This window comes from Mesorhizobium sp. M0018, assembly GCF_040323955.1.
Taxonomy (GTDB): Bacteria; Pseudomonadota; Alphaproteobacteria; order Rhizobiales; family Rhizobiaceae; genus Mesorhizobium.
Map to the genome: position 1 here is coordinate 1 of NZ_JAMYVL010000014.1, position 26,020 is coordinate 26,020.

The 26,020-nt window shown below is 61.1% G+C and carries 25 protein-coding genes and 2 pseudogenes; 11 read left to right on the plus strand and 16 right to left on the minus strand.

All coding sequences use genetic code 11. From position 1 onward, the window contains the following. The 4 genes from NKJ81_RS19850 to NKJ81_RS19865 form a co-directional block, all read left to right on the plus strand. A partial coding sequence (locus tag NKJ81_RS19850; protein WP_352541460.1) for a TCP-1/cpn60 chaperonin family protein occupies nucleotides 1-293 on the plus strand: 293 nt, incomplete at its 5' end. Nucleotides 294-573: 280 nt separating this feature from the next. Further along, nucleotides 574-759, plus strand: coding sequence for a hypothetical protein (locus NKJ81_RS19855; RefSeq protein WP_352541461.1), 186 nt, complete (start codon nucleotides 574-576; stop codon nucleotides 757-759). 147 nt (nucleotides 760-906) lie between these two features. Further along, nucleotides 907-1,101, plus strand: a complete 195-nt coding sequence (locus tag NKJ81_RS19860; RefSeq protein ID WP_352541462.1) for a hypothetical protein — start codon at nucleotides 907-909, stop codon at nucleotides 1,099-1,101. A 77-nt stretch (nucleotides 1,102-1,178) separates the two neighbouring features. Continuing rightward, a complete protein-coding gene (locus NKJ81_RS19865; RefSeq protein WP_352541463.1) occupies nucleotides 1,179-1,361 on the plus strand; it encodes a hypothetical protein in 183 nt (60 codons plus the stop codon). A 386-nt stretch (nucleotides 1,362-1,747) separates the two neighbouring features. Here the strand turns inward: NKJ81_RS19865 and NKJ81_RS19870 are convergent. The 10 genes and pseudogenes from NKJ81_RS19870 to iolG all read right to left on the minus strand — a co-directional run. Further along, a pseudogene (locus NKJ81_RS19870) lies at nucleotides 1,748-2,235 on the minus strand (IS66 family transposase); the annotation flags it as partial. Between the two features lie 312 nt (nucleotides 2,236-2,547). Further along, nucleotides 2,548-3,597, minus strand: coding sequence for a Gfo/Idh/MocA family protein (locus tag NKJ81_RS19875; protein ID WP_352541464.1), 1,050 nt, complete (start codon nucleotides 3,595-3,597; stop codon nucleotides 2,548-2,550). A 210-nt stretch (nucleotides 3,598-3,807) separates the two neighbouring features. Next, nucleotides 3,808-4,812 (minus strand): substrate-binding domain-containing protein, encoded by a 1,005-nt coding sequence (locus tag NKJ81_RS19880; protein ID WP_352541465.1) that lies wholly within the window; start codon nucleotides 4,810-4,812, stop codon nucleotides 3,808-3,810. Nucleotides 4,813-4,870: 58 nt separating this feature from the next. Further along, nucleotides 4,871-5,971 (minus strand): ABC transporter permease, encoded by a 1,101-nt coding sequence (locus tag NKJ81_RS19885; protein WP_156937342.1) that lies wholly within the window; start codon nucleotides 5,969-5,971, stop codon nucleotides 4,871-4,873. Continuing rightward, complete coding sequence (locus tag NKJ81_RS19890; protein ID WP_352541466.1) at nucleotides 5,964-6,704, minus strand: ATP-binding cassette domain-containing protein; 741 nt, start codon at nucleotides 6,702-6,704, stop codon at nucleotides 5,964-5,966. The genes NKJ81_RS19885 and NKJ81_RS19890 overlap by 8 nt, the downstream gene beginning before the upstream one ends. A gap of 137 nt (nucleotides 6,705-6,841) precedes the next feature. After that, nucleotides 6,842-7,966, minus strand: a complete 1,125-nt coding sequence (locus NKJ81_RS19895; protein ID WP_352541467.1) for a Gfo/Idh/MocA family protein — start codon at nucleotides 7,964-7,966, stop codon at nucleotides 6,842-6,844. Next, on the minus strand, nucleotides 7,956-8,921 hold the full coding sequence (locus NKJ81_RS19900; RefSeq protein ID WP_352541468.1) for a hydroxyacid dehydrogenase: 966 nt from the start codon (nucleotides 8,919-8,921) through the stop codon (nucleotides 7,956-7,958). Before NKJ81_RS19900 ends, NKJ81_RS19895 begins: the two co-directional genes overlap by 11 nt. Then, a complete protein-coding gene (locus tag NKJ81_RS19905) occupies nucleotides 8,921-9,736 on the minus strand; it encodes an HpcH/HpaI aldolase family protein (RefSeq protein WP_352541469.1) in 816 nt (271 codons plus the stop codon). The genes NKJ81_RS19900 and NKJ81_RS19905 overlap by 1 nt, the downstream gene beginning before the upstream one ends. A 10-nt stretch (nucleotides 9,737-9,746) precedes the next feature. After that, on the minus strand, nucleotides 9,747-11,183 hold the full coding sequence (locus tag NKJ81_RS19910) for an NAD-dependent succinate-semialdehyde dehydrogenase (RefSeq protein WP_352541470.1): 1,437 nt from the start codon (nucleotides 11,181-11,183) through the stop codon (nucleotides 9,747-9,749). 3 nt (nucleotides 11,184-11,186) lie between these two features. After that, nucleotides 11,187-12,194: an inositol 2-dehydrogenase gene (iolG, locus tag NKJ81_RS19915; protein WP_352541471.1), complete on the minus strand. Its 1,008-nt coding sequence runs from the start codon at nucleotides 12,192-12,194 to the stop codon at nucleotides 11,187-11,189. A gap of 107 nt (nucleotides 12,195-12,301) precedes the next feature. On the opposite strand from iolG, the gene iolD reads away from it, so the two are divergent. The 3 genes from iolD to NKJ81_RS19930 all read left to right on the plus strand — a co-directional run bounded on the left by iolD (nucleotide 12,302) and on the right by NKJ81_RS19930 (nucleotide 15,993). Then, nucleotides 12,302-14,149: a 3D-(3,5/4)-trihydroxycyclohexane-1,2-dione acylhydrolase (decyclizing) gene (gene iolD, locus NKJ81_RS19920; RefSeq protein WP_352541472.1), complete on the plus strand. Its 1,848-nt coding sequence runs from the start codon at nucleotides 12,302-12,304 to the stop codon at nucleotides 14,147-14,149. A 125-nt stretch (nucleotides 14,150-14,274) separates the two neighbouring features. Further along, the gene (gene iolE, locus NKJ81_RS19925) at nucleotides 14,275-15,174 is read left to right on the plus strand and encodes a myo-inosose-2 dehydratase (RefSeq protein WP_023676597.1); all 900 of its coding nucleotides are present in this window, start codon (nucleotides 14,275-14,277) and stop codon (nucleotides 15,172-15,174) included. Nucleotides 15,175-15,177: 3 nt separating this feature from the next. After that, nucleotides 15,178-15,993, plus strand: coding sequence for an SDR family oxidoreductase (locus tag NKJ81_RS19930; RefSeq protein WP_352541473.1), 816 nt, complete (start codon nucleotides 15,178-15,180; stop codon nucleotides 15,991-15,993). Nucleotides 15,994-16,066: 73 nt separating this feature from the next. On the opposite strand, the gene NKJ81_RS19935 is transcribed toward NKJ81_RS19930, so the two are convergent. After that, nucleotides 16,067-16,942, minus strand: a complete 876-nt coding sequence (locus NKJ81_RS19935; RefSeq protein WP_352449995.1) for a MurR/RpiR family transcriptional regulator — start codon at nucleotides 16,940-16,942, stop codon at nucleotides 16,067-16,069. A gap of 78 nt (nucleotides 16,943-17,020) precedes the next feature. Here NKJ81_RS19935 and NKJ81_RS19940 point away from each other — a divergent pair, with 78 nt between their 5' ends. From NKJ81_RS19940 to NKJ81_RS19955, 4 genes are all read left to right on the plus strand, one after another. Beyond that, on the plus strand, nucleotides 17,021-17,497 hold the full coding sequence (locus NKJ81_RS19940) for a DUF5996 family protein (RefSeq protein WP_352541547.1): 477 nt from the start codon (nucleotides 17,021-17,023) through the stop codon (nucleotides 17,495-17,497). Nucleotides 17,498-18,020: 523 nt separating this feature from the next. Beyond that, entirely contained in the window at nucleotides 18,021-18,269 is a 249-nt protein-coding gene (locus NKJ81_RS19945; RefSeq protein ID WP_352541474.1) for a helix-turn-helix transcriptional regulator, read from the plus strand. Between the two features lie 64 nt (nucleotides 18,270-18,333). Continuing rightward, nucleotides 18,334-18,579, plus strand: a complete 246-nt coding sequence (locus NKJ81_RS19950; RefSeq protein ID WP_352541475.1) for a helix-turn-helix domain-containing protein — start codon at nucleotides 18,334-18,336, stop codon at nucleotides 18,577-18,579. Continuing rightward, complete coding sequence (locus NKJ81_RS19955; RefSeq protein ID WP_352541476.1) at nucleotides 18,579-19,769, plus strand: tyrosine-type recombinase/integrase; 1,191 nt, start codon at nucleotides 18,579-18,581, stop codon at nucleotides 19,767-19,769. Before NKJ81_RS19950 ends, NKJ81_RS19955 begins: the two co-directional genes overlap by 1 nt. 711 nt (nucleotides 19,770-20,480) lie before the next feature. On the opposite strand, the gene NKJ81_RS19960 is transcribed toward NKJ81_RS19955, so the two are convergent. From NKJ81_RS19960 to NKJ81_RS19980, 5 genes and pseudogenes are all read right to left on the minus strand, one after another. Continuing rightward, nucleotides 20,481-22,682, minus strand: coding sequence for a xanthine dehydrogenase family protein molybdopterin-binding subunit (locus tag NKJ81_RS19960; RefSeq protein ID WP_352541477.1), 2,202 nt, complete (start codon nucleotides 22,680-22,682; stop codon nucleotides 20,481-20,483). A gap of 3 nt (nucleotides 22,683-22,685) precedes the next feature. Next, entirely contained in the window at nucleotides 22,686-23,144 is a 459-nt protein-coding gene (locus tag NKJ81_RS19965) for a (2Fe-2S)-binding protein (protein ID WP_352467057.1), read from the minus strand. Nucleotides 23,145-23,381: 237 nt separating this feature from the next. Then, a pseudogene (locus tag NKJ81_RS19970) lies at nucleotides 23,382-23,708 on the minus strand (DUF4917 family protein); the annotation flags it as partial. Nucleotides 23,709-24,320: 612 nt separating this feature from the next. Then, nucleotides 24,321-25,736, minus strand: a complete 1,416-nt coding sequence (locus NKJ81_RS19975) for a mannose-1-phosphate guanylyltransferase/mannose-6-phosphate isomerase (RefSeq protein ID WP_352541478.1) — start codon at nucleotides 25,734-25,736, stop codon at nucleotides 24,321-24,323. Nucleotides 25,737-25,791: 55 nt separating this feature from the next. Then, a complete protein-coding gene (locus NKJ81_RS19980; protein ID WP_352541479.1) occupies nucleotides 25,792-25,995 on the minus strand; it encodes a hypothetical protein in 204 nt (67 codons plus the stop codon). Between the last annotated feature and the right edge of the window lie 25 nt (nucleotides 25,996-26,020).

Below are 26,020 nucleotides of genomic sequence, written 5' to 3' on the forward strand. Positions count from 1 at the left end.
TCCGGCAGATCGCCGAGAATTCCGGCGTCGAAGGTTCGATCGTCGTCGGCAAGCTCGCCGAGGGCAAGGATCACAATCAGGGCTTCGATGCCCAGAACGAGGTGTATGTCGACATGATCAAGGCCGGCATCGTCGACCCGGCAAAGGTGGTGCGCACCGCGCTGCAGGACGCCGGCTCGATCGCCGCCCTTCTGATCACCGCCGAAGCGATGATCACCGACATTCCGGCTCGGGATGCCGCACCGGCAGTTGGTGGTGGCGGCGGCGGTGGCGGCGGCAGCATGGGATACTGAGACCTTGGCGTCCGGAGAAGCCCGTGCGTGAGCCGACGCTGCTTCCGGTATTCGGCAGACTTGGGGTCAAGCCGCCGGTCGGCGTTGCGGCCACGCCGGGCAGGAGAATGAAGAACGGGGTACCCCGCATGCGGGAGGGCATCTCACGGCACGGGGGCCTGGCTTTGAAGGTGTGCGTGGTGCTGTGGACAGTCGTTGGCCTGGCGGCAGTCTTTGTCATTGTGCAGGCCTGAACCGATCGACACAAATTGGTGCCGGCAAAAATGAATAGGACGCGACTATGGCAAACCGCTACGCGTTTCGCATGGACCGCCCGGACAGCTGGACCGTTTTCGACGTTTTCACCGGCCAGCCCGCCGAGTCCGATCACAAGATCATGGTCGGCATCAATGCCGGCGAAGCGGACGAGATGGTCGGCCGGCTGAACGATGAAGACGCCAAGCGGCGGGAACAGGCCGGCCGCTGAGCTAGCACACCGGCGAGCAAATTCGCCGGAATGATTCGCTAAGCACCTGTGCGGGGCGTACAGTCCGTTGTCGCCGGCCACAGAACAATGGGCACCGGCGCTTGAGAGCGTCCATCGTACTCCCGCCCCCTCGATGGGAGCCGCATTATGGACAACGATCAATCGGCCGATGTGATTTCGACTTTTGACTGCAATATCCTGCGTGACGCGTTCAGAACATCGGTCATTGAAAAGCAGATCCCCGAGGATCAGTGGCAGGCATACGCCGCGCTTTTGATCCGCGACTATACCGGCAACTCCGATTTTAATCCGGCGTTGCTGGCCTGGATCGTGCGACCGTAATTTTATCGCCGTGCAAGGTGCCGGGGCGGACAGCCGCTCCGCGCTCTCTTTCATTTTTGCCTAAAAGGATAATAAGCATGAGGTACATGAAAACTCCGGACGCTCCGGCCATACCGGTCAAGCCAATCGTCGAAACTGGAAAAATCCTGTCGAAGCGGCTGACGATCAGAAGCGACGAAGCGACAAGACGAAAGTCCGCCGACACCGACGGCACGGTGCGGCGGGCGCGTCAAATTGCGGAAAGCAACCGCCTGATTTGATGCCCCTATGTCCCTTTGGGCAAAACCCGGACATCACCCGATGCCTTGGTACAACGTTCGCGTCATGCCGGAGAGCGACATTCGGTCATTCTATCGATATGTGAAGTCGCTCGGTGATCCCGGCGCCTTCCTCCCGAGAACGGCGAGACCGGGGGAAGAGCCGAGGACGCCCTTCGTCACGCTGGAGCCACCGCAAATGCCGGAACCTTGTTCACGCGACCTGGACTGCGGCGTGGGCGAAGTTTGCTCGGCCGCACCAGTCCGCCAATGCGTTAAGAAGTAGGCACCTTGGGCAGCGGCCCTCTTAAGACAGCCGACCCCAACTACGCGGTAGGGCGAAACCTTAAGTTTCGGAATAGTAGCGAACGCCGCCCTCGGGCCAGACGTCAAGTCAGACCGTCAATGATAAAGCTTAGGGTGAGCGCCTCGCGGATCGCCTGTGGATTTGGGCTTGACGTTTTTCGGAATCGCCAGGGCATGAGTTCCTCGATCTGGGTCTGCGGATGGCCGTTTGATGATGGCGTCGAGGGTTTCGGCGAGGTAGGCGACCGGGTTGACGTCGTTTAGCCTGCAGGTGGCGATGGAGGCGAGCAGCGCCCAATTTTCGGCCCCGACTTCGTGACCTGCAAACAGGGCATTTTTTTCTGGTCAGGCATACTGGCCTGATCGCGTTTTCGACCGGGTTGGTGTCGAGTTCCAGGCGGCCATCGTCCAGGAAGCGGGTCAGGCCTTGCCAGTGGCCGAGCCCATGCCGGATGTCTTCGGCCAGGCCAGAGCCGGAGGAGATCATCGATAGCTGCTTTTCGAACCATGGTTTCAGGGCAGCGATGATGGGCGCGGAATGCTCCCGTCGGGCGGCAAGCCGGGCTTGAGGTGATGCGAGCATCCGCGCGTGATCCGCACCCATTACCCCTACGCCGATAATTCCAACGCGTATACTCAAGTTGACCTCCGTATTATTCCAATGCGTTCAGTCAAGCCAGCCGGTTGTCCGGGCTTTTCCGGCCTCGTGCGAGTCGGCGGCCGCCTGGATGAATTTCACCCAGCGCAGCCCGTCGAGCACGTTCGGAAACAAGATCGTGACTGCCTCCGCATGAACGGTTGCACGGTACAACGCGGTACGCGATGCCGTTTCGTGAGACGCTTCTCGCAATGAATCCTGGCCGGCTCCGCGGGCGAAAGCGCGTCAGAGAAGCAGCCGCTGGTCCGTTGTAGGCAAGATGCGGATCATATCCGCAGTAGGATGAACCTGCCGTGCCGGCGTGTCTATCTTCTGAGGCTGACCGGTGCTGGCGGCGCGCTCAATGGCAAGCAGGGCGCGCACGTCGGCAAATCCTTCTCCACCGTCGGCTTCAGGCGGTTGTGCATTCAGGATGCAGTCGGAGAAATACGCGGTCTGTCCGGCGAAATGGTCTGTCTGCGGGAACGTCGTTTCGGTTCTGATGTCGCCATGCCGAAGCTTCATTTGCACGGCAGTCTCGAAACGGAAGCCAGGGTCGGCTGTTACGCTCCCCTTCGTTCCGGCCACGTGGTAAAAATCCGAATTGTCCGCGCCGAAGCTGGCAATGAACTGTGCAAGCCGGCCCTCGGGGAAGCGCAACGTCACGGCAATGCTTTCCTCTACCTCCCCGACTGAGGCGCTGCCGAAACTCCTTACCGCGACTGCCTCGATCGGCTCAGTGGCAAAGATATGGCGCGCGGCATTCAGGCAATAGACGCCGATGTCCTGCAAGGGACCGCCCCAATAGGCGGCCTTGAGGCGGTGATTGTCGGACGACGCTACGAAGGAGAAGACCGCGGCAAAGATGCGGGGATCGCCGATCTCACCGCTGCGGATGCGCTCCAGCACCTCGACAGTGCCGGGCTCGTTGTGCAGCCGATACGCCGTCATCAGGTACGCTCCGCTCTCATTGGCGGCGGCGATCATCGCCTCGCATTCCGCCTCGGTCGTGGCCAGCGGCTTCTCAACGAGCGCGTGCTTGCCGGCTCTCAGGGCTCGGATCGCATAGTCGGCATGCATGGAGTTCGGCAATGCCACGTAAACTGCATCGGCGACGTCCGATGCGAGCATCTGGTCGTACTGCTCATAGCTGAAGACGTGTTCCACGCCGTAGAATTCGGCGAGCTTAGCGGCGTTTTTGGCCGAGCCGCTGACGATCGCCGTGATTGTCGAGTTTCCGGTCTGGGACACACCGGGCATAAAGGCTTCCTGTGTGATCCAGCCCGCGCCCACCACGGCATATCGTATCTTTCTCAATTGCTCCTCCCGAATGGGATCACTCCCGGCACTCGTCTAAAAATGGTCACGCCGTGGCCAGCGGAGCGTCTCTGAGGCCTGACGGCAGCGGTCGATTTGAGCCAGTCGCTCGATGGGTCTGTTGTCGCCTCTCAGGGGCAAAGGCGGGCAAGAGTCATCCCTCGCCCGCCGCAGAGTTGCGCCCCCCGCCTACTTTCCGATGCAGGTGTCGGCGGTTTCGGGGGTGCAGACGTCGAGACCGGTGTAGGTCGGGTCGGCCGGCGCGGGCTTGCCGTCCTTGATGTCCTTCAGCGCCAGCATGGTCTTGTAGCCCATTTCGAACGGCCGCTGTCCGACCTGGCCGAGCGACAGGCCTTCCTTCATCTGGTCCATCTGCACCGGCAGCGTGTCGGCGACGACCAGAGCCAGCTCCTTCTTGGCGATCTTATCCTTGTACGGCTCGACCGCAGCGCGATTGGCATCCGGTATGAATTGCGGAAAGCCGCCTGTCGGCACGAAGGCGTCGAGGTTTGGCGTCTTCGCCATGAAGTCCTGGAACTGCTGAACCGACAGAGGGAAGTCGTCGTTGGTATAGAGAGGGCAGCCCGGTGCTTCCGTCCAGCCGTTCTGGCCGGTCAGGGCATCACCTGGCGAGGCAGCCGACTCCTTGCCGGCCAGCGTATCGCGTATACCCTTCATGCGCTCATTGTGGTTGGCCGCGGCAGCTCCGCCCGACTGGATACAGATGGTACCGCCTTTCGGCTTGATGGTCTGCACGATCTTGGCGAGGTTGACGCCAATTTCGTAATTGTGCGTGCCGATATAGGCGACACGCAGGTCCTTGTTCTCCGGTAGCACATCCGAGTCCCAGGTAAGCACGGGAATGCCCGCTTCCCTGGCGGCCTGAAGCGCGACGGCCATTGCCGCGGCGTTCGACGGGGCGACGGCGATGCCGTCGACCTTCTTGGCCACCAGGTCCTGCACGATCTGCACCTGCTCCTCGCCGCCGCCATGCTCGCCGGGGCCGATATACATGCATTCGATCGCGCCGCTGGATTCGGCTTCGGCCTTCTTGCAGCCGTCACGAGCCTGGTCGAAGAAAGGATTGTTCATGTTCTTCGGCACAAGGGCGAAGACGTATTTCTGCTGGGCATAGGCCTGCCCTGCCATCAGCGCGGAAAACGCCACGGCCGCCGTCAGAATGTATTTTTTCACCTGTTCCTCCACTTTGTTTTGACGTCCACTATCCCCGACGGCTTGCGGCCGCCGGATTCTATTTGCGCTTCCAGGTAAACATACCCTCCAGCGTCGCCCGCAGCGACTTGCCCGAGGTCTGCATGCCGAGAAGCACGGCAAGAATGATGAAGGCCCCGACAAAGGCGCCCTGCCAGTTCGAATCGATCCCGGCCATCAGCAGCGCGTTGCGGATGACCTCGAGGAAGGCCGAACCGATCACAGCGCCAAACGCGGTTCCGTAGCCGCCCATCAGGCTGGCCCCCCCGATGACGGTGCCGGCGATCACCCTCAACTCGTAGCCGGTTCCCATCGCGTTGATGGCCGAGCCGCTGTAGCCGAGCAGCAGCAGGGACGCGATCGATGCGGTAAATGCGCAGAAGACATAGGCCTGGAATTTGATCCAGTCGACGGGGACGCCGGTCATCCGCGAGGCGTTCTCGTTGCCGCCGATCGCGAAGAGGTGGCGCGCCCAGGCGGTGAAAATGAAGACGGAGCCGACGATGAGCGCGAGGATCACCATCACCCAGAACTGCGAGGACAGTTCCGGGATCCAATGAGGCACCCAGCCGTCAGGCGTGTGCCTCGGCCATTTGGCCTGGCCGATGGCCTTGACGATCGGCGCATCGGGTCCGAACTGGTAAAGCATCTGGTTGCCGGACAGCACGACCGCCAGCGAGCGCGCGATCGACAGCATGCCTAGCGTCACCACGAAGGACGGCATGCCGATATAGGCCACGAAGAAACCGTTAAAGGCTCCGCAGGCGATGCCTGCGAGCAGACCCGCGCCAAACGCCACATACCAAGGCTGGTGCCAAGTGAGCAGCAGGCCGGCGACGATCGCGACCAGCCCCATCACCGAGCCGACCGACAGATCGATGCCGCCGGTGATCAGCACCACCGTCATGCCCAGCCCCATGATGGCGATAGGTGCAAAATTGCGGGTGGTGTTGGTAACGTTGTCGACCGTGCCGAAGCTGGGCTCCAGCCACGTCATGAAGACCACCAACACGAAAAGCGCGATCGCGACCCAGAAGGCCTGGCTGGCGATCATCTTCTGGAAAACGCTCTGCTCTATTATGCCGACCACATCACCGATGGACGCATGGCCTTCCTTCAGCATATCGCTCTGGCTATGCATCACGGATTGCTCCCGTAATTAGGCCGGTGATCTCCTCCGGCGATGTCTTCTCCGTCGCCTTGTCGGCCACTTTCGAGCCGCGTCTCAGCACGATGATGCGGTCGCAGACCGCGAACACATCGGGCATGCGGTGGCTGATCAGCATTACCGACACATTTTGCGATTTGAGCCGCCGGATCAGCTCCAGCACCTCGGCTACCTGGCGGACGGAAATCGCCGCGGTCGGCTCATCCATCAGCACGAGCTTGGAGTTGGATAGCCGGGTGCGGGCAATGGCGACCGCCTGCCGCTGGCCGCCTGACATTTTTTTGACCAGATCGCGCGGCCGCGTCTCCGACTTCAGCTCCGCGAACACTTTTGCCGAGCGGTTGATCATCGTCTGCTTGTCGAGCACGCGGAGCGGCCAAAACCCCTTCTTCATCTCGCGGCCGAGAAAGACATTTTGGGCGGCCGTCAGATTGTCGGCCAAGGCCAGATCTTGATAGACGACCTCGATCCCTTCGCCCCGTGCCTCGATCGGCTTGTGGAAATGGCAGACCTTGCCGTCCACCGCGATTTCGCCGTCGGAGGGTGGGAAGTTCCCCGCAATCAGCTTCACCATGGTCGATTTCCCGGCACCGTTGTCGCCCATCAGGCCAACCACCTCGCCGGCAGCAACCGCGAAGCTAACATCTGACAAGGCGCGGATAGCACCAAAGCTTTTCGAGACGCTTCGTACGTCCAGCACAGACACATTCTCCTCCCTGTGCGACGTCGACTTGAGCACTCAGCCGACGTACCTCTCTCCGGCTGCAATCTATATTGCAAAATGTACAAACATGCAACGTTTATTTCAGACGCATGCGGGGCGGCGACCAACTCTCCCTCGCATCAGTCTGTTCGCAGCCACTTGCTCTCCCGGGCCGAGCCCTGAATTGCCTCCACGAGTTCCTGGATGCGTTGGCCGGCCCGGAAGCCGAAAGACTCGTCTCGCTTCCCGGCGATCGCATCGACGAACCGCGCAATCTCGATAGCCTTCAGATCGTTGAAGCCGAGCTGATGGCCTGGTGCGACGCAGAAGAATCCATAGGGATCGTGATCCGGACCGGCCTCGATGCGCCGAAAGCCACGCCGGCCGCCGGGATCGGCCGTGCTGTAGAAATGCAGCTCGTTGAAGCGCTCCTGGCTGAAGACGAGCGCCCCCTTGGTGCCATAGACCTCGAAATCGTGCTGCATCTTGCGGCCGGTGGCGACCCAGCTCGCTTCGATGCTGCCGGATGCACCATTGGCAAAACGCAGAAATGCGCGACCGATGTCGTCGACCTCGATGGTCCGGCGCCCGCCTCGGCCATCCTGACGGCTCGCTATGACGGTGACGGAATCGCCGAGGACCCGTTCCACCGAGCCAAGCAGAAACTCCGCCGTGGCCAGAGCATGGCTGCCCAGATCCACCAATGCGCCACCGCCGACAGGATCGTGCCGGAAGGTAAATGGGCTTTCCGCATCCGCCATGTAATCCTCGGCGTGAATGCCGCGATAGCTGCGGATCTCGCCCAACTCGCCCGCGCGGATCATCTGCCGCGCCAGCGCGAGCAGCGGGTTGCAGAGATAATTGAACCCGACCTGCGTCCTGACGCCGGCCGCTTCCGCCGCCTCGGCCATCCGTCGGGCATCCGCCGCAACGGGCGCCAGCGGCTTCTCGCAATAGACGTGCTTGCCGGCGGCAATGGCGGCGAGCGCCATCTCCTTGTGGAAGGCGTTCGGCGCCGTGATATCGATCATATCGATCTCCGAGTCCTCGACCAGACGCCTCCAGTCCCCGCTCGCCCGCGCGAACCCCAAGGCCTGCGCCGCCTGCGCGGCGAGGTCATCGGTTCTGTCCGCAACCGTGTGGAGCACCAGTTCGTAGGGAAGATCGAAGACACGTTGTGCGGCAGCAAAGCCGAACACATGGGTCTTGCCCATGAAGCCGGTGCCGATCAGGCCGATTCTGAGTTGAGGTTTTTCACCGGCCATTCAACGCGGCTCCGTTTACCACCAGCGCCGAGTCAATCCGCCCGGCGAAAAAATCGAGCACGTTCCGCACGGACGAGATCGCCATGCGTTCTCCGCATTCGGCGGTGAGCCCGGCTATATGCGGCGTCAGAATCACTTGGTCGAAGCCGAAGAGCGGATGGTTCGCGGCAGGCGGTTCATCGTCGAAGACGTCGATACCGGCTGCGGCGATGCGCCCCTCTCGCAGCGCCGCGATCAGCGCCGCCTCGTCGACCACGCCGCCCCGCGCAGTGTTGATGAGTACGGCAGTCGGCTTCATCGCCGAGAGTTCCATTGGCCCGATCACCGGGCGCTCGGCCTTGGGTACGTTGACGGAGATCGCATCGGCCCAGGCGAGTCCCGTTTGCAAGTCGCTCACCGACGCGACCGGCCCCTCCGGCCAGCCTTGCCTTGCAAGGAATGGATCATATGCGCGCACGTTCATGCCGAATGTCGCCGCCATGCGCGCCAAGTGGCGGCCGATCCGGCCGAACCCGAGGATCAGCAGTCGCTTGCCCGCGAGTTCGTTTGGCTCCAGCCGGTTGCGCCAACCCCATTCGTTGTCGCGGACCGAACGATCCGCGCGGATGAGCCGCTTGGTTGCCGCCAGCAACAGCATCATAGCGTGCTCGGCCACCGACACCGAATTCACGTCGCCGACTATCGCCAGCGCGATACCACGTTCGTTGAGAGAAGGCAGATCCACGGCGTCGTAGCCGACGCCATGGCGCGAGACGATCTTCAGTCTCTCGGCGCGTGCGACGGTCGGAGCCGACAAGGGCTGGGTGCGGATGACGAGACCATCGGCCTTGCCGATCAGAGGTGCATAGCTTGGCTCGGACACATCTTCGACATAGTCGTAGGTGACGCCGGGCGACCCATCGAGAAGTTCGATGCCGCTCGGATGAAGCTTTCCGGCGACCAGGACGTGGGGCATCAATAGCCTCCCTTGCCGGCTTCGGCCGGGACGGCTTTCGCACCCGTCAATTCGCGGAAGCGAGCGACACTTGCCTGCGCGGCGGAGGCAAGCAGTCGGGAGTCACCCGAGATGGTTGTCATCTCGAAACCCCATTCGACGGCACGTGCGGCGTAGTCGGCCGTGCCGCAATGGAGCGCGGCGCGTTTGCCGTTCCTCTTGCAGGCCGTAACGATCGTCCGCAGAGCGGCGATCATGTCAGGCTCCTCGCGATCGAAGGACGGCGCGAGACGCCCCTGGTGCAGGCTGAAGGTCAGGTCTGCGGGACCGACATAGATGCCGTCGAGCCCTGGCGTTGCGGCGATCGCATCGAGATTGCGCATTGCCTCGGCGGTCTCGACCATGGCGAAAGCCAGGATCTCGTCATTGGCCTCGGCCGCGTAGTTGGCACCCGCCGAGAAGTTGGCACGCGTCGGCCCAAAACTGCGCTGGCCGGCCGGCGGATAGCGCAGGTAGCTGACGAGCTGAGCCGCCTGTTCCGGCGTGTTGATCATGGGACAGATCACGCCATAGGCGCCGGCATCCAGCACCTTCATGATGATGCCCGGCTCCAGCCACGGCACGCGCGCCATGGGCACCACCCTGGATGCACGCATCGCCTGGAACATCGGAAGCAGCATCGAATAGTCGAGCGCGCCGTGCTGGACATCGATGCTCACGCTGTCATAGCCCTGCGCGGCCATGATCTCGGCGGTGAATGGATTGCCGATCGAAAGCCAGCCATTGATCGTGGGCCGCCCTTCGGCCCAGATCTGCTTGAGCTCGTTCTTGATCAAGGCGGCCTCCTCAGAACACGATCTGCGCAAGCTTGGTGTCGAGGTAGTCACCGATACCTTCGCTGCCGCCTTCGCGACCCATTCCGGAATATTTCGTGCCGCCGAACGGAGCCTCGGACGCGGCAAGAGCGAAGCTGTTGATGCCCACCATGCCCGCCTTGAGCTCCGCGACAACTCGCCTGGCCCTGTCTGGACTGCGGGTGAACGCATAGGCCGAAAGCCCCACCGGCGAAGCATTTGCTCGCGCGAGCACCTCGTCGTCGGAGCTGAATCTGGCGATCGCCGCGATGGGTCCGAAGTTCTCTTGGGCAAAGACCGTCATGTTGTCGGTAACGTCACTGAGAGCGGTGGGCTCATAGAAATGGCCCGCATTGAACGAGGCGGCGCGACCAGCTCCGGTCGCTACTTTTGCTCCGGCCCCCACCGCGTCGTCGACGATGGCTTCGATCTCCGCAAGCCGGCGGTCGCTGATTAGCGGTCCCATCTGAACCGAGGGGTCGAGGCCGTCGCCCAGCTTCAATGCTCTTGCGCGTTCGACGAAGCCTTCGACGAAAGAGTCGTGGAGGCTTTCGTGGACGAAGAAGCGATCAGGCGTCACGCAGACCTGCCCGGCATTAGCGTATTTGGTTGGCACCGACAGGTTGAGCGCAGTGTCTAGATCTGCATCGTCGAAGACGATCAGCGGCGCGTTGCCGCCAAGCTCCATCGACACCTTCTTCACCGTGTCGGCGGCATCGCGGATCATTTGCTGGCCGACTCGAGTGGAGCCGGTCAGCGATACCTTGCGGACAGCAGGCGAAGCCATGATGGGCGCATAAGTCGTGTCCGTCAGGCCGATGACGAGGTTCACCGTGCCGGCAGGAAGCCTGCCGGCGCGCATGCAGTCGACCATCACCATCGCCACGCCGGGAGTCTGGCTCGACGGACGGATGATAGTCGAACAGCCGGCAGCTAGCGCCGGCGCCACCTTGCGGGCAACCAGAGCAGCCGGAAAATTCCAGGCCGTGAACGCTGCCGCAACCCCGACCGGTTCGCGCAGGACCTCAAACCGGCCGCCCGGTACGCGGCTTTCGATGACTCGACCATAGATGCGCCGCGCCTCTTCGGCATACCAGCGGAACTGGTCGATCGAGAGTCCCCATTCCCGCTCAGACTGGGCGATTGGCTTGCCGGTCTCGGTCGAGATCATCCGCGTCGCTTCGTCCTTGCGGCGGATCATCTCGTCGGCGATGGCGTGAAGCGCGTCAGCCCGCTCGAAGGCGCTTTTGACTTTCCAGGCGGCGAAGCCGCGGACCGCACTTTCCAGAGCCTCCTCGGTATCGACGAAGGCGGCAGATGGCGCATTCCCAAGTGACTCTTCTGTGACCGGGCTCAGGACCGTGGAGGTGGCATTTCCGAACGCGGGTCGCCAACGACCATCGATAAACAATCCGTATTTCGCGTACATGGCTTATCCGATCTCGCTGACCTTCACGGAGCGGCCTTCGACCGCCGATTTCATCGCCGCTTCGGCCAAGACCAGAGCGCGGCGCCCGTCCTCGAAACCGACCAGCGGCCGCTCGGCCTTCTCGACGCAGGTAACGAAGGCGTCGATCTCGGCATCGAACGCTTCGCGGTATCGCTCGATGAAAAAGTCGAGGTAGGGCGTGGTGGCTTCGGCCCGCGCGGCCGAGTAACGGCGCAACTCATGAGGCTTCCGGTTGCCGCTGATCACCATGCCGGTGCTGCCCAGAAGCTCGACGCGCTGGTCGTATCCATAGGTTGAGGTGCGGGAATTGTTGATGTGGCACTGCTTGCCGCTTTTGGTTCGCATCACGACCATGACGCTGTCGTAGTCGTTTAGTTCCTCCATCATCGCCGGGTCGATCAGCCGGCCTCCTATGGCGAACACCTCCTCCGGCTCCTCTCCCAGCATGAAGCGGGCGAGGTCGAAATCGTGGATCGTCATGTCGCGAAAAAGCCCGCCCGCGACCTCGTAGTAGGAACGGGGCGGCATGCCAGGATCACGCGAGGTGATGATGACCTGGTGCAGGTCGCCGATCTCGCCGGATCGTACGGCGTTCCACGCCGCACGATGACCGGGGTCGAAACGTCGGTTGAAGCCGATCTGGACCGGCACGCCCTTGGACAAAATTGCTTCGGCGCAACGGTTCACCCTTTCCAGACTAAGATCGATCGGCTTCTCGCAGAGCACGGGTTTGCCAGCGGCCACCGCCTTTTCGATGTAGTCGGCATGCGTGTCAGTCACCGTCGCGACAAGGACCGCATCTACATCTGCCGAGGCAAATACCTCGTCGGCGGATCCCGAAGCGCGAACGCCGTGCCGCGCCGCGACAGCCTCCGCGGACGATTCGTCGATGTCATAGACGGTGGCCAGTTCCGCACGGGGATGCGCGGCGATGTTTGCCGCATGCATCCTACCTATCCGACCACAGCCGAGCACAGCAATCCTGAGCAAGAAATCCTCCCGGTTTGAATTTTTGCAATGATCGTTGCAAACATATTGATTTGTCAATGGGCATTCCGTATAGATTTGGAAAGACCGTCGTTAGGGAGGAGACAAAGATGACCAGGGCCACCGTCCGTCTGACCATGGCACAGGCGCTCGTGCGCTATCTGTGCAACCAGTTCACGGTCGTCGACGGCGAGAAAGTTCCGCTTTTTCCGGGAGTCTTCGCCATCTTCGGGCACGGCAACGTGACGTGCCTTTCTGAAGCACTCGAGGCGGTGAAGCACGTGCTGCCGACCTGGCGCGGCCAGAATGAGCAGTCGATGGCGCTTGCAGCGATCGGCTTTGCAAAGGCGAAGCGCCGGCGCCAGATCATGGTTGCGGCGACCTCGATCGGTCCGGGTGCGCTGAACATGGTGACGGCGGCGGGTGTCGCCCATTCGAACCGGCTGCCGGTGCTGATGCTCTCAGGCGACACTTTCGTCAGTCGCCGGCCCGATCCGGTCATGCAGCAGGTCGAGCACTTCGGCGACCCAACCATCAACGTCAATGACGCCTTTAAGGCGGTCACGCGCTACTGGGACCGCATCGTCCATCCCGAGCAGATCATCTCGTCGTTGCCGCAGGCGGTTGCGGTGCTGCTTGATCCGGCCGATTGCGGGCCTGCCTTCATCGCTTTGCCGCAGGATGTGCAGGAGATCGCCTGGGATTATCCCGAAGCCTTCTTCGAACAGACGGTGAATGAGGTGCCGCGCCCCCGGCCCGATCGCAGCCGGCTCGCCGAAGCGACCCGCCTCCTCAAAGGCGCAAAGCGGCCGCTGATCATCTCGGGTGGTGGCGTGCGTTATTCGGGTGCCGAGAAGGTTCTTGGCGATTTCGCCAAAAGGCATGGGATCCCGCTCGCGGAGACGATTGCCGGCAAAGGCACGGTTACGCACGACCACCCCGCGCATGTCGGACCGATCGGCATCGTCGGCTCAACCTCCGCCAACGCGCTGGCGGCGGAAGCCGACGTGATCATCGCCGTCGGCACACGGCTCATGGACTTCACCACCGGATCCTGGAGCGCCTTCTCGGCCGACGCAAAGTTCGTCTCGATCAATGCCGCACGCTGGGATGCCACCAAGCACCGGGCGCTCGCCGTCGTCGGCGACGCGCTGGAGACGGTGAGCGAACTCGAAGGTGCCCTCGGCGACTGGAAAGCGGAGAGGGCCTGGACAGACAAGGGTCGCATCGAGTTCGCCAAGTGGAACACGATGCTTGACGGCTTCCAGAAGCCGACCAACGAGCCGGTCCCGACCTATGCGCAGGTCGTAGGCGTGGTGAACGCCAAGGCGGGCGAGCGTGACCTGCTGATCACCGCGGCCGGCGGACTGCCCGGCGAGGTGATGAAGAACTGGCGGGTGAAGGAACCCAACACTTTCGACTGCGAGTTCGGCTTCTCCTGCATGGGTTATGAAATCTCTGCCGGCTGGGGCGCGGCCATGGCCGACCCTACCCGCACGCCGATCGTCATGATCGGCGACGGCACCTACATGATGATGAACTCCGACATCTATTCGTCGGTGCTCGCCGGCCACAAGATGATTCTCGTGGTATGCGACAATGGCGGCTATGCGGTGATCAATCGGCTGCAGAACGCCAAGGGCGGCGCCTCCTTCAATAACCTTATCAAGGACTGCCGGGTCAAGGAGCCGTTCTCGGTCGACTTCGCCAAGCACGCGGAAGCCATGGGCGCGCTGGCGCGGCGTGTCGAAAGCCTTGCCGATCTCGGCCAAGCGATCGAATGGGCGAAGACCACCGACCGAACCACCGTCATTGCCATCGTCTCCGACGCCTTCAGCTGGACGCCCGGGGATGCATGGTGGGACGTCGGCGTGCCCGAGATCAGCGGGCGCCAGCAGGTCCGCGACGCGCATGCCGCGCAAACCGAAGGTCGCAAGAAGCAGCGCGTGGGTGTCTGAACCGTTCGGGCGCGCGGGGGCGTCCCCTGCCGGAACGATGCAAAACTCCCTGAGCATTGTTCCGGCAGTTTTTTGTCGCTGCGCAGGCAGCCAGCAGCATTCGAAAATCATGATTGGAGATGACGATGAGAGCCAAGCTTGGCATCGCGCCGATCGCCTGGTGGAACGACGACCTTCCCGAACTGAGCGACGACGTCTCGCTGGAGGAGTGCCTGCGGCAGGCCCGTGAGGCCGGCTTCACCGGCATGGAGACTGGCCGCCGCTTCCCGATGGACGCGGCCGTGCTTGAGCCCATCCTGAGGCAGCATGCCATGAGCGTCTGTGGCGGCTGGTTCTCCGGCCGCTTGCTGGTCGGCAATATCGATGAAGAGAAGGACCGCATCGCCGCGCAGATGGAGTTGTTCAAGGCGACCAACGCGCCCTGCATCGTCTATGGCGAGACGGGTCGCACCATTCAGGGCGACCGCGGAACGCCGCTGGCTATGCGCCCGCGTCTCGACGACGATCAGATCAAGGCCTACGGCCGTAAGCTCACCACTTTCGGCGAATGGTGCGCGGGTCAGGGCATGCCGATTTGCTACCACCACCACATGGCCGCGCCGATCGAAAGCGAACAGGACGTCGATCTGCTGATGAAGCATTCCGGCGAGGGTCTGCCCCTGCTCTACGATGCCGGCCATATGGCCTTTGCCGGCGGCGACGTGCTGCGGGTGGTGGACAAGCACCACGCCCGCATTTCGCATGTACACACCAAGGACATCCGCCAAGCGGTCGTGGACGGGCTCGACCGCAGCCGGGAAAGTTTTCTCGACGCAGTGGTAAAGGGGGCCTTCACCGTACCCGGTGACGGCTCGCTCGACTTCGAGGCGATCGTGAAGCGGCTGGCCTCCTACGGTTACGAAGGCTGGTTCGTCGTTGAAGCCGAGCAGGATCCCGTCAAAAGTCCGCCACTCGAAATGGCGAAGATCGGGCATAAGGAATTGCGGCGCGTCATGGCCGCGGCTGGCTACACTGTGGAGAGCTGAAGTATGAATCGCATGGATGGAAAGGTCTGCGTTGTCACGGGTTCAACGCAGGGGTTGGGAGCGGCCATTGCGCGCCGGCTGGCGGAAGCCGGCGCTGCCGGTCTTGTCACTCTCGGCCGCAACGAGGCGAAGGGCCGTGCCGCGGCCGAGGCGATCACGCACGACACCGGCGTGCCTGTCCACTTTGTCAAGGCCGATCTCGGCAAAGTCGAAGATTGCCGAAGCGTGATGGCGGAGGCCGAGCGCGTTTATGGCAAGATACATGTGCTGGTGAACGCCGGTGCCCGCACGGACCGTGGCACCATCCTCGATACCTCGCCCGAACTTTTCGACGCCCTGTTCGCCGTCAACGTGCGCGGACCCTACTTCCTGATGCAGGAGGCCATCCGCCGCATGATCCGCGACGGCATTGAAGGCGCCATCTGCAACATCGGCTCGATCTCGGAACATGCCGGCCAGCCTTTCATCAACGTTTACTGTGCCACTAAGGCGGCGCTGGCGACGCTGACCCGCAACACGGCGTTTTCCGTGATGAAGAACCGCATCCGCGTCAACCAGCTTGATGTCGGCTGGATGGCCTCCGACCATGAGCGGGAGTTACAGGCGAGTGAGACGGGCGATTCCAATTGGGAAGCGAAAGCGGTCGCAAACCTGCCCTTCGGGCGCCTGATCGACCCCCGCGAGGTCGCGCGGGCGGTAAACTTCCTTGTTTCGGACGATGCCGGGCTCATGACAGGTTCGGTGGTGGATTACGACCAGACAGTCCTTGGTGCCGCATCCGGCCCCATGGCCGTGCCTGAAAAGGCGATGGCGTTTTAACCTTCCGACACCGATTGAGAATCGACGGCCGGAGGATCGCCGGTGCTGCGACAGGTTTCGCGGTTTGGAGTCCCTACCGCTCGGTAACCGTTGGAATGCGGGGATTGACTGCGTTGTTCTGAAGCCTGGCCGCCAAGGCCACGGTCAAAGCCTGGGCAAGACACATAGGAGCCGCCAGCGAGCGCGAGAAAGTGTATTCGTGCTCCGGAACGGCGAAGAGAACGCGCGCGCTCTTGGCCAATGGAGACAGCGTGCTGTCCGAGATCGCCACGATGGGTATACCTCTCCCCGCGGCTTCTTCCACAACATTGACGACCTCGTTCGCATAGAAGCGGAACGACACCGCAAACAGCAGGTCCGTCTTCCGCATCGCGCGGGCCATATGCGTGGCCAGTCCGCCGCCCGGATCCAGGAGCACGCAGCGCTTACCCAGCATGGTCAGTATATAGCGAAGGAGTTCGACGACCGGTGCCGAGCGAAGTTGTCCCATCAGATAGACGACGTCGGCCTTCTCGAGCAGGCTAACGGCTTCCGCCAGATCCTCGGGCTGAATACCGGTGAGCATCTCTTTCAGGGACGCGATGTCACGGACGACCAGATCGTGCATGAATCCCATCTCGCTGCGATCCGTCCGCTCCCCCAGTTCCTTCTCCAACGCCTTGACGCGGGCTTCGAAGCCGGGAGCCGCGGTGGACAATCGTTTCTGGAAGAGGCTCTGCAGGTCCTTGAACCCCTCATACCCCAATGCTTGGGCAAATCGGACGAAGCTGGACGCGTGAACGCCGCTGCCTTCCCCGATCGAGTTCACCGATCGCACCGCGACGTCATTCGGATTTTGGGTGAGATACAACGCAATCTTCTGGTACGACTTGCTCATCCCATCATACCGGTCGTGTATCACGCGGATGAGATCCTCATAGTCCTTGGGAGCCTCGACCTTCTCGTCCACGATGCACATCCTTGCAATTTTTGTTGCATGATGGCGTCTTTGAAGGTTTTTGACCAGCAGAGAGTTGTCAACTCTGTCATGGGGCCACAAGTTGTGACTTCCGGTCGTACTGCGCAGGTCAGCTTCGCGCTAGAAAAACGGATCGGAGCGCCGAAGAGTGCGCATCGCGCGTCCGCGCACCAAGAGGGCTGCGACGGGTCCGTGCGAAGGAAACGCGTCAGAGGAGCAGCGGTTTCGGACAGGCTTAGGAATAGAAGGCCGGAAAGTCGACCGCTCCACCGCCCTACCAAAAGGCTTCGCGGCGGCGAAGATCTTTGCCGACGCCGCCCACTACGACTTGGAGAATACCTGCTGCCTTATGCGATCCGCAGAGTTACCGATCCGGAAGCAAGCCTCATAGTCTTCTTGGAGAGCACATATCGCGCCGCCGCAGACCTCGCGGACTGGGATTCAGCCGGTCTCGAATGTGCATTCGGGCAACCTCTGCGACCACGGGCTCCGCAAGTGCTCTGTCGCGCCGACGTTCGCAACGGCAAGTCCGTCCTACGACCCTGAAAACATCATCGGCTGCGCTTCAGCGGTACTGCATTTGGTACTGCATCGCCAACTTAAATCCCATTAAGCTTTGATTTTTATTATCTTTTCCGGATCAGTCCGTCCAGTCCATCATCGTCCCGACTCGCAATTTCGAGTTCGTGGTTGCTCGATCTCGATTTGTTGTCAGGCCGCTTGCCGACGATAGCAAAAGAACGCCTCCTCGATAGGGGGTCTTGCGATGTAGCGGTCTAGCGACTCGGCCCCCCACATTTGCAGCGGAATATTCTGTGAGTATCATTTGTCCGATTTACACGTCGCTGTTCGCTTTTGCCGAACGAACTATTGAGGCAGCTTCCGCGCAAAGCCACATCCTATTATGGCAGGATGATCTCGCCCTGTTGGGATGATATGGATATGCGGATCTGGTTGCACTCATGGCAACATAGCCCTGTTTCTTTGCCACGAAGCTGCCGAAGCAACTGCCTATTTTGGCTTCGCGCGGCTGCGGCTTTTGCGCGCCGATATCTCCGAGGCAGCGTCTATGAAGAGTGACGCGATTTCCTATCCGCCGAGAGGACTCTCTCGCGACGAAGCCGCACGCTACGTCGGTGTCGGATCGACGCTTTTTGAAGAGATGGTTGCTGACGGGCGCATGCCGAGACCTAAACACATCAACAGTCGGGCCGTCTGGGACCGTGTAGCGCTCGACATCGCGTTCACCTCGTTACCCGACAAAAACAACGGTCTGCAACAGCTTTTGGAGCGGAGCAAAAAGCAAGCAAGGAGATAGAATAGGCAGCTTGCGCATACGCTGCTGGCGTAATAAAGTCGCGGGCTCGTACGGAACACGCGACGTGAACGATCGTGAAAAGCTTGCGCAAGAAGTTAAAATTTGGCGCGCCAAGGCAGGATTCACGGCCGAAGCCGCAGCCAAGGTGCTTGGGATACCCAAGCGCACATTTGAAGGCATTGAGCAAGGCAGGGGCTTCCCTTACCCGTTGCTCCTTCGGGTCGCCATGGAGAGCAAAGGCCCTTCGCCTCCGGCGACGATCGAGGTGCCCCGGCGCTTGGAACAGCAGAAGGCTGGAAGGAGGGCTTAATGGGCCGGCCATTCAAGGATGACAAATATCCCGGAGTCTCGTCGCGCCTAAAAGGCGGTAAACTCGTCTATCGTTACCGCGGCAAGGGAAAGCCCGAAATTCGGCTTCCAGGCCGGCCGGGTGATCCAGAGTTCGAAGCCGCCTATGGACGGGCAACTCAAGGCCAGAGTCAGAAGGCCGTGATCATCGACTTGCCTGGACGGGCGTTGCCAAAGACTTTCGGTCATGCTGCCCGCCGACTTGAAACGACGATGGAATGGCTGGACTTCGACCAAGCGACCCAGCAGAAGAATGCTCGGCTTATTGAACGCTTCCTTGAGATGAAGGTCGATCCCGCCTATCCGCTGACCTGGCGCGACACGCCGATCGAGCATCTCGATGCCGACCGTCTGCGTGCGATTATCGAAGGCGTCTTTGGCACCAGACGGACAGTCGCAAAGCACCTGCTGGTAGCGATCAAAAAGCTCCTTTGGGTGGCGATTGACGTTGAGAAGTGGATCAAGCCGCAGGACGATCCTTCGCTGTCAATTCGCGTTCGCATTCCCAAATCGACGGCCAATCCCGGGTGGCCGATGGCCATTCGTGAAAAGTTCGAGGCGCGCCATGCGGTCGGCTCGGCGGCGCGCACCTGCTATGCCCTCGGCTTCTGGCTCGGGAATAGACGCGGCGATATCGCCACACTGGAATGGGAAGATCTGGTCAGCGAGGAAATCGAACTGTTCGATGGCTCGCTGGTTTTGATCGAGGCCTTCGAGTTCCGGCAGAAAAAGAACCGAAACCGCCACGGCGGCAGGGAAGTGTTTATCCCCGTCGTGGACAAGCTGGCGCAGGCTCTGGAGCCGCTAGACCGTTCGAAAGGTGGACCGGTATTGAGGAATGGCTATGGGCGTCCGTTTGCGGAAAAAAGCCTCACCGGCATGATGGCACATTGGAACAAGCAGGCCGGCATTCCGGAGGGCTACACCCTGCACGGGCTCCGGCGTACCTTCGGCACGTATCTCGCCGAATGCAACATCCAGGCACGCGCCATTATGGAAGCGATGGGACATTCCTCCATGACGGTGACGGACGCGTACGTACGGGAAGCCAACAAGAAGCGGATGGCCGTCGATATCGCCCGCGCGATCAACGAGCGGGAGGCGAAACGCGACGCCATAAAGCAGCGGACACCGCTTCGCGTCATCAAGTGAATGGTTTCAATTCGGACCGGTGCAGGGCGGCTTATCTGCCGCCCTTTTTTGTTGGGCCCATAATCGGCCCAAAACGTTTTGGGCCGAGGCCACTTTTTCGTAATTAAATCAATGGTTATGGTGGGCCCGGAGGGTATTCAGAAAGCCATAAAAATCAATTGGTAAGAGATCAGTGGGACTTCAGAGCATTCAAATCTTTTCCAATGTTTTTCAATGTTGTTGTCCCACTCAGAAGTGCCTCAGTCCACCAAGCCGACGCACTGAACGCCTCACTCGGAAGGGAGGTTTGCGCAAGGCGAAAGGAAGATCGCGTCGGTGTGCAGCCTTCCTGAGAAAGGTCGCGGTAGCGCCAACTGCTGACGCTCAGCGCGAAGACATCAATGTCCTGTTATGGGGCCGTCAGAGGACCGGCCGCTTCTCGCGCCAAGAAGCGATAGCAGACATGCAACCAGGTGGTACAAAATCTCTAGCGTGACCCTTTCGAGACATTTGCGTGCGGCATTTGCGTCTCGAAAGCGGATCTTTAGTGCTACCAGCACCAACGACCGTCTGCGGTCGTTCAGAACACGGGTTACCGTCTCTAAACCGTTTTTTGGACCGGGCAGCCGCCGGAAATTGATCAAATGGAGGTGATCGCATGTCAGGAGGCGTTCAAAAAACGACCTACGACCGCGATCTTCATCGCGGCCGTTTTCATGGTGTCATTCCCGGCTATGCTGACAAGTTCTTTATGATCGGCAGCTTGCGGATCGTCTTGCCCGTCGCCGCCCGTAGCGCGTTGGCGACGGCCGGGCCGATCGGCGGCACACCCGGCTCGCCAACGCCCGTGGGCGGCTCGTCGGACGGCACAATGTGCACCTCGACGCGCGGCATCTGCTCGATCCTGAGCGGCATATAGGTGTCGTAGTTCTCTTGGTCTACGACACCGCCCGTCAGGGTCAGCTCCTCCTGGAGGATCGCGCCTAGCCCGAAGCCGATACCGCCCTCCATCTGAGCGCGGATCTGGTCAGGATTTATCGCGGTGCCGCAATCTACCGCGCAGACGACGCGGTCGACTTTGAAATCATTTCCATCGTTGAAGGTGATCTCGACCACCTCGGCGACATAAGTCGAGAGGCTTTCATGCAGCGCCACGCCGCGGAAACGGCCTTCCGGCAGAGGCTTGTCCCAGCCTGCCTTCTCAGCAGCCAATTTCAGCACGCCGGCATGCCGTGGATGGTGACCGAGCATCGACAAGCGGAAGTCGACCGGATCACGGTTCGCAGCGGCGGCGAGCTCATCGATCAGGGTTTCCATTGCGTAAGCGGTGTGGGTGGAGCCTACCGAACGCCACCACAGCACTGGGATGTTCACGTCCGTCGTGGTCAGCTCGACCTTCAGGTTCGGGATCGCATAGGGCAGGTTGGTGGCGCCCTCCACGGAGGTCGGATCGATGCCGTTCTCGATCATCGCCGCAAAGGGCGAACCGCCCGCGATCGATTGGCCCACGATGTGGTCATGGAGAGCGACGACATTGCCTTCCTTGTCGAGCCCCGCCTTGACTGCGTGCACATAGACCGGCCGGTACCGCCCACCCCGCATGTCGTTCTCGCGGGTCCACTGCACCTTCACTGGCTTGCCGGGTCCCAGTGCACGCGCTGTGGAAACAGCTTCGATAATGAGATCTGCGTCCGAGACCGCTCGGCGGCCGAAGCTGCCGCCGGTCTTCATCACGTGCAGCCTCACCTTGTCCGGCGTGGTGCCGCCTACTTGAGCGGCAGCCGCCTGATAAAGGTCTGGCATCTGGTGTCCGCCCCAGACGTCGATGGTGCCGTCTTCGTTGATTCGGGCGGCCGCGTTGAGTGGCTCGATCGAAGCATGGACAAGATAGGGGAATTCGTAGTGCCCTTGGATGACTTTCTCAGCACTGGCCAACGCTGCGGGAGTGTTACCGTCGTCGCGCGCGGTGGCCGCGCCCGGATCGTCTGCTGCCTTAGCGTATTCGGCCATGATCTCGGCCGTGCCGCGCCTTTCGGCCTTCTCTTCGTTCCAGGTCACCTCCACGAGATCGCGGCCCTTGAGCGCCGTCCACATGTCCCTGCCGACCACGGCAATGCCGCGCGGCGTCTGGACGACATCGACAATGCCGTCGAGTGCCTTGGCTTTGGAGGCGTCGAAGCTCTCGATCTCAGCGCCGAACTTCGGCGGATGGATCATAACGGCCGTATAGAGTCCATCCATCTTGAGGTCGATCGTGTAGGTCTGCGCGCCATTGGTCTTGCCGGCGGAATCGTAGCGCTTGAGGCTGTCCGATCCGATCTGGGCCCACTTGTCGCGCGGCTTTAGCGGCACGTCGTCGGGAACCGGCATTCCCGCTGCGGCTTCAGCCAGGTCACCGAAGCGCGCCTGCATCCCTGAGGCGTGCGACACGACCCCGGAAGCGACTGTGATCTCGCCGGCTGGCACGTCCCACCGCTGCGCCGCGGCCGCCACCAGCATGGCCCGTGCGGCAGCACCCGCCTTGCGGTAGCGCTCCCACGACGAGCTCATCGACGTGGAGCCACCGGTTCCCTGCGCGGCCCCGCCCCAGGCGAGATTGCCGTAGAGCGCGGTATTGCCATATCCGCCGACCACGTGGACCTGCGCCCAGGCGCCGTCGAGCTCTTCCATAACCAGGGTGGCGATGCCGAAATAGGAGCCTTGTCCCATCTCGAACTGCGACGAGTGGATGACGATTCGGTTCTCCGGTGTGATCTCGACATAGGTCTGGAAGGGGTTCGCCTGGACCGCTGCAGGCGTCGTTTGTGCGTTGGCGGGCGCGGCCATCATTAGCCGGTAGCCCACGGCGAGGCCCGCGGTGGTGACGGCCGTGCCGAGGAGGAACTGGCGGCGCGTGGGCCCCACGGCATTATGCTTCGGGAGAAACTGCAACATGCCTCAGGTCTCCAGCCGGTTGGCGGTCTCGTGGATGGCCGCGCGGATGCGATGATAGGTGGCGCAGCGGCAGAGATTGCCGCTCATCGCCGAATCAATATCATCGTCCGTCGGCTTCGGCGTCTCTGTCAGGAGGGCCACGGCCGACATGATCTGGCCAGACTGGCAATAGCCGCATTGAGGTACGTCGAACTCGGCCCACACGGCCTGGACCGTTTCGCCGATCTTGCCCGACACGCCCTCAATGGTGGTGATCGAGGCTCCTTCGATGTCGCCGACTGCGGTCTGGCACGAGCGCGTCGGCATGCCGTTAACGTGAACCGTGCAAGCGCCGCACTGGGCAAGGCCGCAACCGAATTTCGTTCCTGTGAGTCCGATGCCGTCACGGATCGCCCAGAGCAGCGGCATCTCTGGATCGACGTCGAGTGTTCGCGCCTCGCCATTGAGGGTAAAAGCGACCATGGCTTGCTCTCCTTGTCCTGAGCTGGCTATCTCGTTGCGCCTCCGCCCGGCTAGGAACCGGACTCTTCTTGCTGAGGCATAGCGTCCACAGACTAGGATCGCGCAGCTCGAGCAACAAGCCGCTAGCTGGCAATCGCGAGATCGTGAAGTGGCTCGTGTCGAAAGGCTGGAGGCAACTGAATGTCATTTTTGGGCCGACCGGCCGGTCAGTTTCCGGCTCGATGACCTGGTTTGCAGTCATTCCGCTTCTAAGCCTAAACCCCAGACATGAACTGTAGCAGCATCATAAAAGACGACATCAAGCGGCGATTTTTCGTTGCGCTGCACCGCTAGCTCGTTCGCGTGGTTCATGATCCGCTGGTTATGCGCGGATGCTGGTTCACCATAGATGCCAACACAGAGCTTGCGAAACTTGCCACGCGCTATGCGGTTAAGGATGTGGTCGTCATTCGTAGCGAGCGAATGGCCGAAAATGAAGAAGCAATGGCTGGCGGTCTTCACATTCGCGGTGAACTGCTTGAAGCCTTGGTACAGGTAGGCATTGTGACGGATCTTCGCCTTCTTCTGGGCGCTGGTGGGCTGATGAAGGGCGGCTTAGGGTCATGATTTCCGGTTCATCGCGCTGCAATGACCGATGAGTCACAGACGCTGCATTTCGCGCTAGACCGCAGCTGCGGTATTCTCGATCATACGCTCAGCCATCCTATTCGCACCTCGTTGCCGCCGTTCGCCGCACCTATCGATCGGAGGCCTTCCAGCCTCGCGATAGTCGCGCTATGTGGCTGCACACAACCTGACGACGAACAGGAGCAAGATTGGACATAGAAGCCAGCACAAGATCGCCCTTCCCCTGTCCTTGCTCGTTTTCATGCGAAAACAATCAAACTGAGTGCTGCGGGGATAGCGAGGTCGATTTGGCCCACTTCAGAGCAAAGTCGGCCATAAGCCATTGATATCATTTTGGTGGGCCCTGAGGGTGCTTGGAAAGTCAGAAATATCAAAGGCTCTCCGGTCTTTTCCGGTTGATTTGTCCCACCCCTGATGCCGATTGCGGTCCTTCGCCGCTGCCTTGGTCAATTCCCGATTCCACAAGCGTCCGGTCCTGAGTGGGCAGACGGCCTTCCTAGTGGTAATTAGTCAGCGACACGTTGACCGTTCTCGTCATGCGGGTGAAATCTACGTTCGACCATATACGTCGTCGAAGCGAACGATATCATCCTCGCCGAGATAATCGCCGCTCTGCACTTCAATGATCACTAGGTCAATTCTGCCTGGGTTCTCCAGCCGATGCTTATGGCCGCAGGGGATGTAGGCTGATTCGTTTGTCGCCAGGAACAACTCCTGCTCGCCATTGACGATTTTCGCGGAGCCGCTGACCACGACCCAGTGCTCCGAACGATGATAGTGCATCTGCAGGCTCAGCCGCCGACCGGGCTTCACCTCGATGCGTTTGATCTTGAAGCGCTCGCCTTCCTCAAGAACCGTGTAGGTACCCCACGGCCGGTGTACCGTGCTGTGGACCAGGTGAGCTTCATGTCCTGAAGCCTTGAGGCCCTCGAACAGCTTCTTGACGTCCTGAACGCGGTCGCGGGATGCGACAAGCAAAGCGTCCGGGGAATCGACGATCACCAGATCGCTGACACCGACCGTGCCGATGACGCGCTTGTCGGAGCTCACATAGCTGCCGGTCGTGTCGACCATATGCACATCGCCGCGTATCCTGTTCCCGCTTTCGTCGGCGGCGATCAAATCGGCCATTGCGTTCCAGGATCCGATGTCGTTCCAATCCATGTCGCAGGCAACCACGGCAAGTTTGTTCGTCTTCTCCATGACAGCGTGGTCGAGCGAGATTCGCGGGGCGGAGCCGAAATGCTCAGGCGCGAGTTCGATTTTGGCAAAGCCTTCGCCTTGACTGAAGCGGCCGTTCTCGTAGCTGTCGGAGACGGCCTGGATCACCGCGGGGCAATGCGATGCCATCTCGTCGAGCATGGTTTGTGCGCTAAAGCAGAAAATGCCGGCGTTCCAGAAGAAGCGCTTGGACGCGACATAGGCTTTGGCTGTGTCCAGATCCGGTTTTTCAACGAAACGGACGACTTTTTCACCATCCGCTTCGATATAGCCAAATGCCGTGTCCGGTCTGGTTGGGGTGATGCCCAATGTGGCGATCCGCCCGAGCTTCGCATGTTCGATGGCCCGGCACATGACGTCTAAAAATGCAGGCAGGTTGCCAACCATGTGATCGGCTGGGAAGACGCATAGAATCGCGTCAGGGCCTTGCGTTGCCTTGGCATGGATGGCGGCTGCCGCAACGGCTGCGGCCGTATCCCGGCCTTCAGGCTCGAGCAGAAAGGTGCGTGGCAGGACCACGGAATCTAGTTCGTCGAACTCGTCCTTGGTAAGGAAGAGGTGTTCCCCAGATGTCACGGCGACGAGTTCCACTACGCCCTTTATCGAACCGACGCGCAGGACAGTGTGCTGAATGAGAGAATGTCCATCTGCTACTTTAAGGAAAGGTTTGGGGTGCGATTGCCTCGAAGCGGGCCATAGCCGCGATCCGGCTCCACCGCTGATGATGACGGGAACCACTTTCATTAAACAACCTCGATTTCGTCTCTGGACGTCATTGCCCGCGCCCTTAGCGTCAGCGTCACGACCGCCGTCGCACTAGGATGGTCTTGCGGCGCTCCGAGTAACAGCGAAGTTCTGGCGCGTTGCCGGACGGCCGCAGATGAATGATCTCGTCATTCTGTATTCGTGCCCTAAGGCCGTTGGTTTCATCGACGTCGGCAACAGTCCCGAATGGAGCCAAGAACTGCTGCAGTGTGTCCGGATCCTCAAGCCTGCGGATCAAGGTGAGCAGCTGCGGGACATTTAGC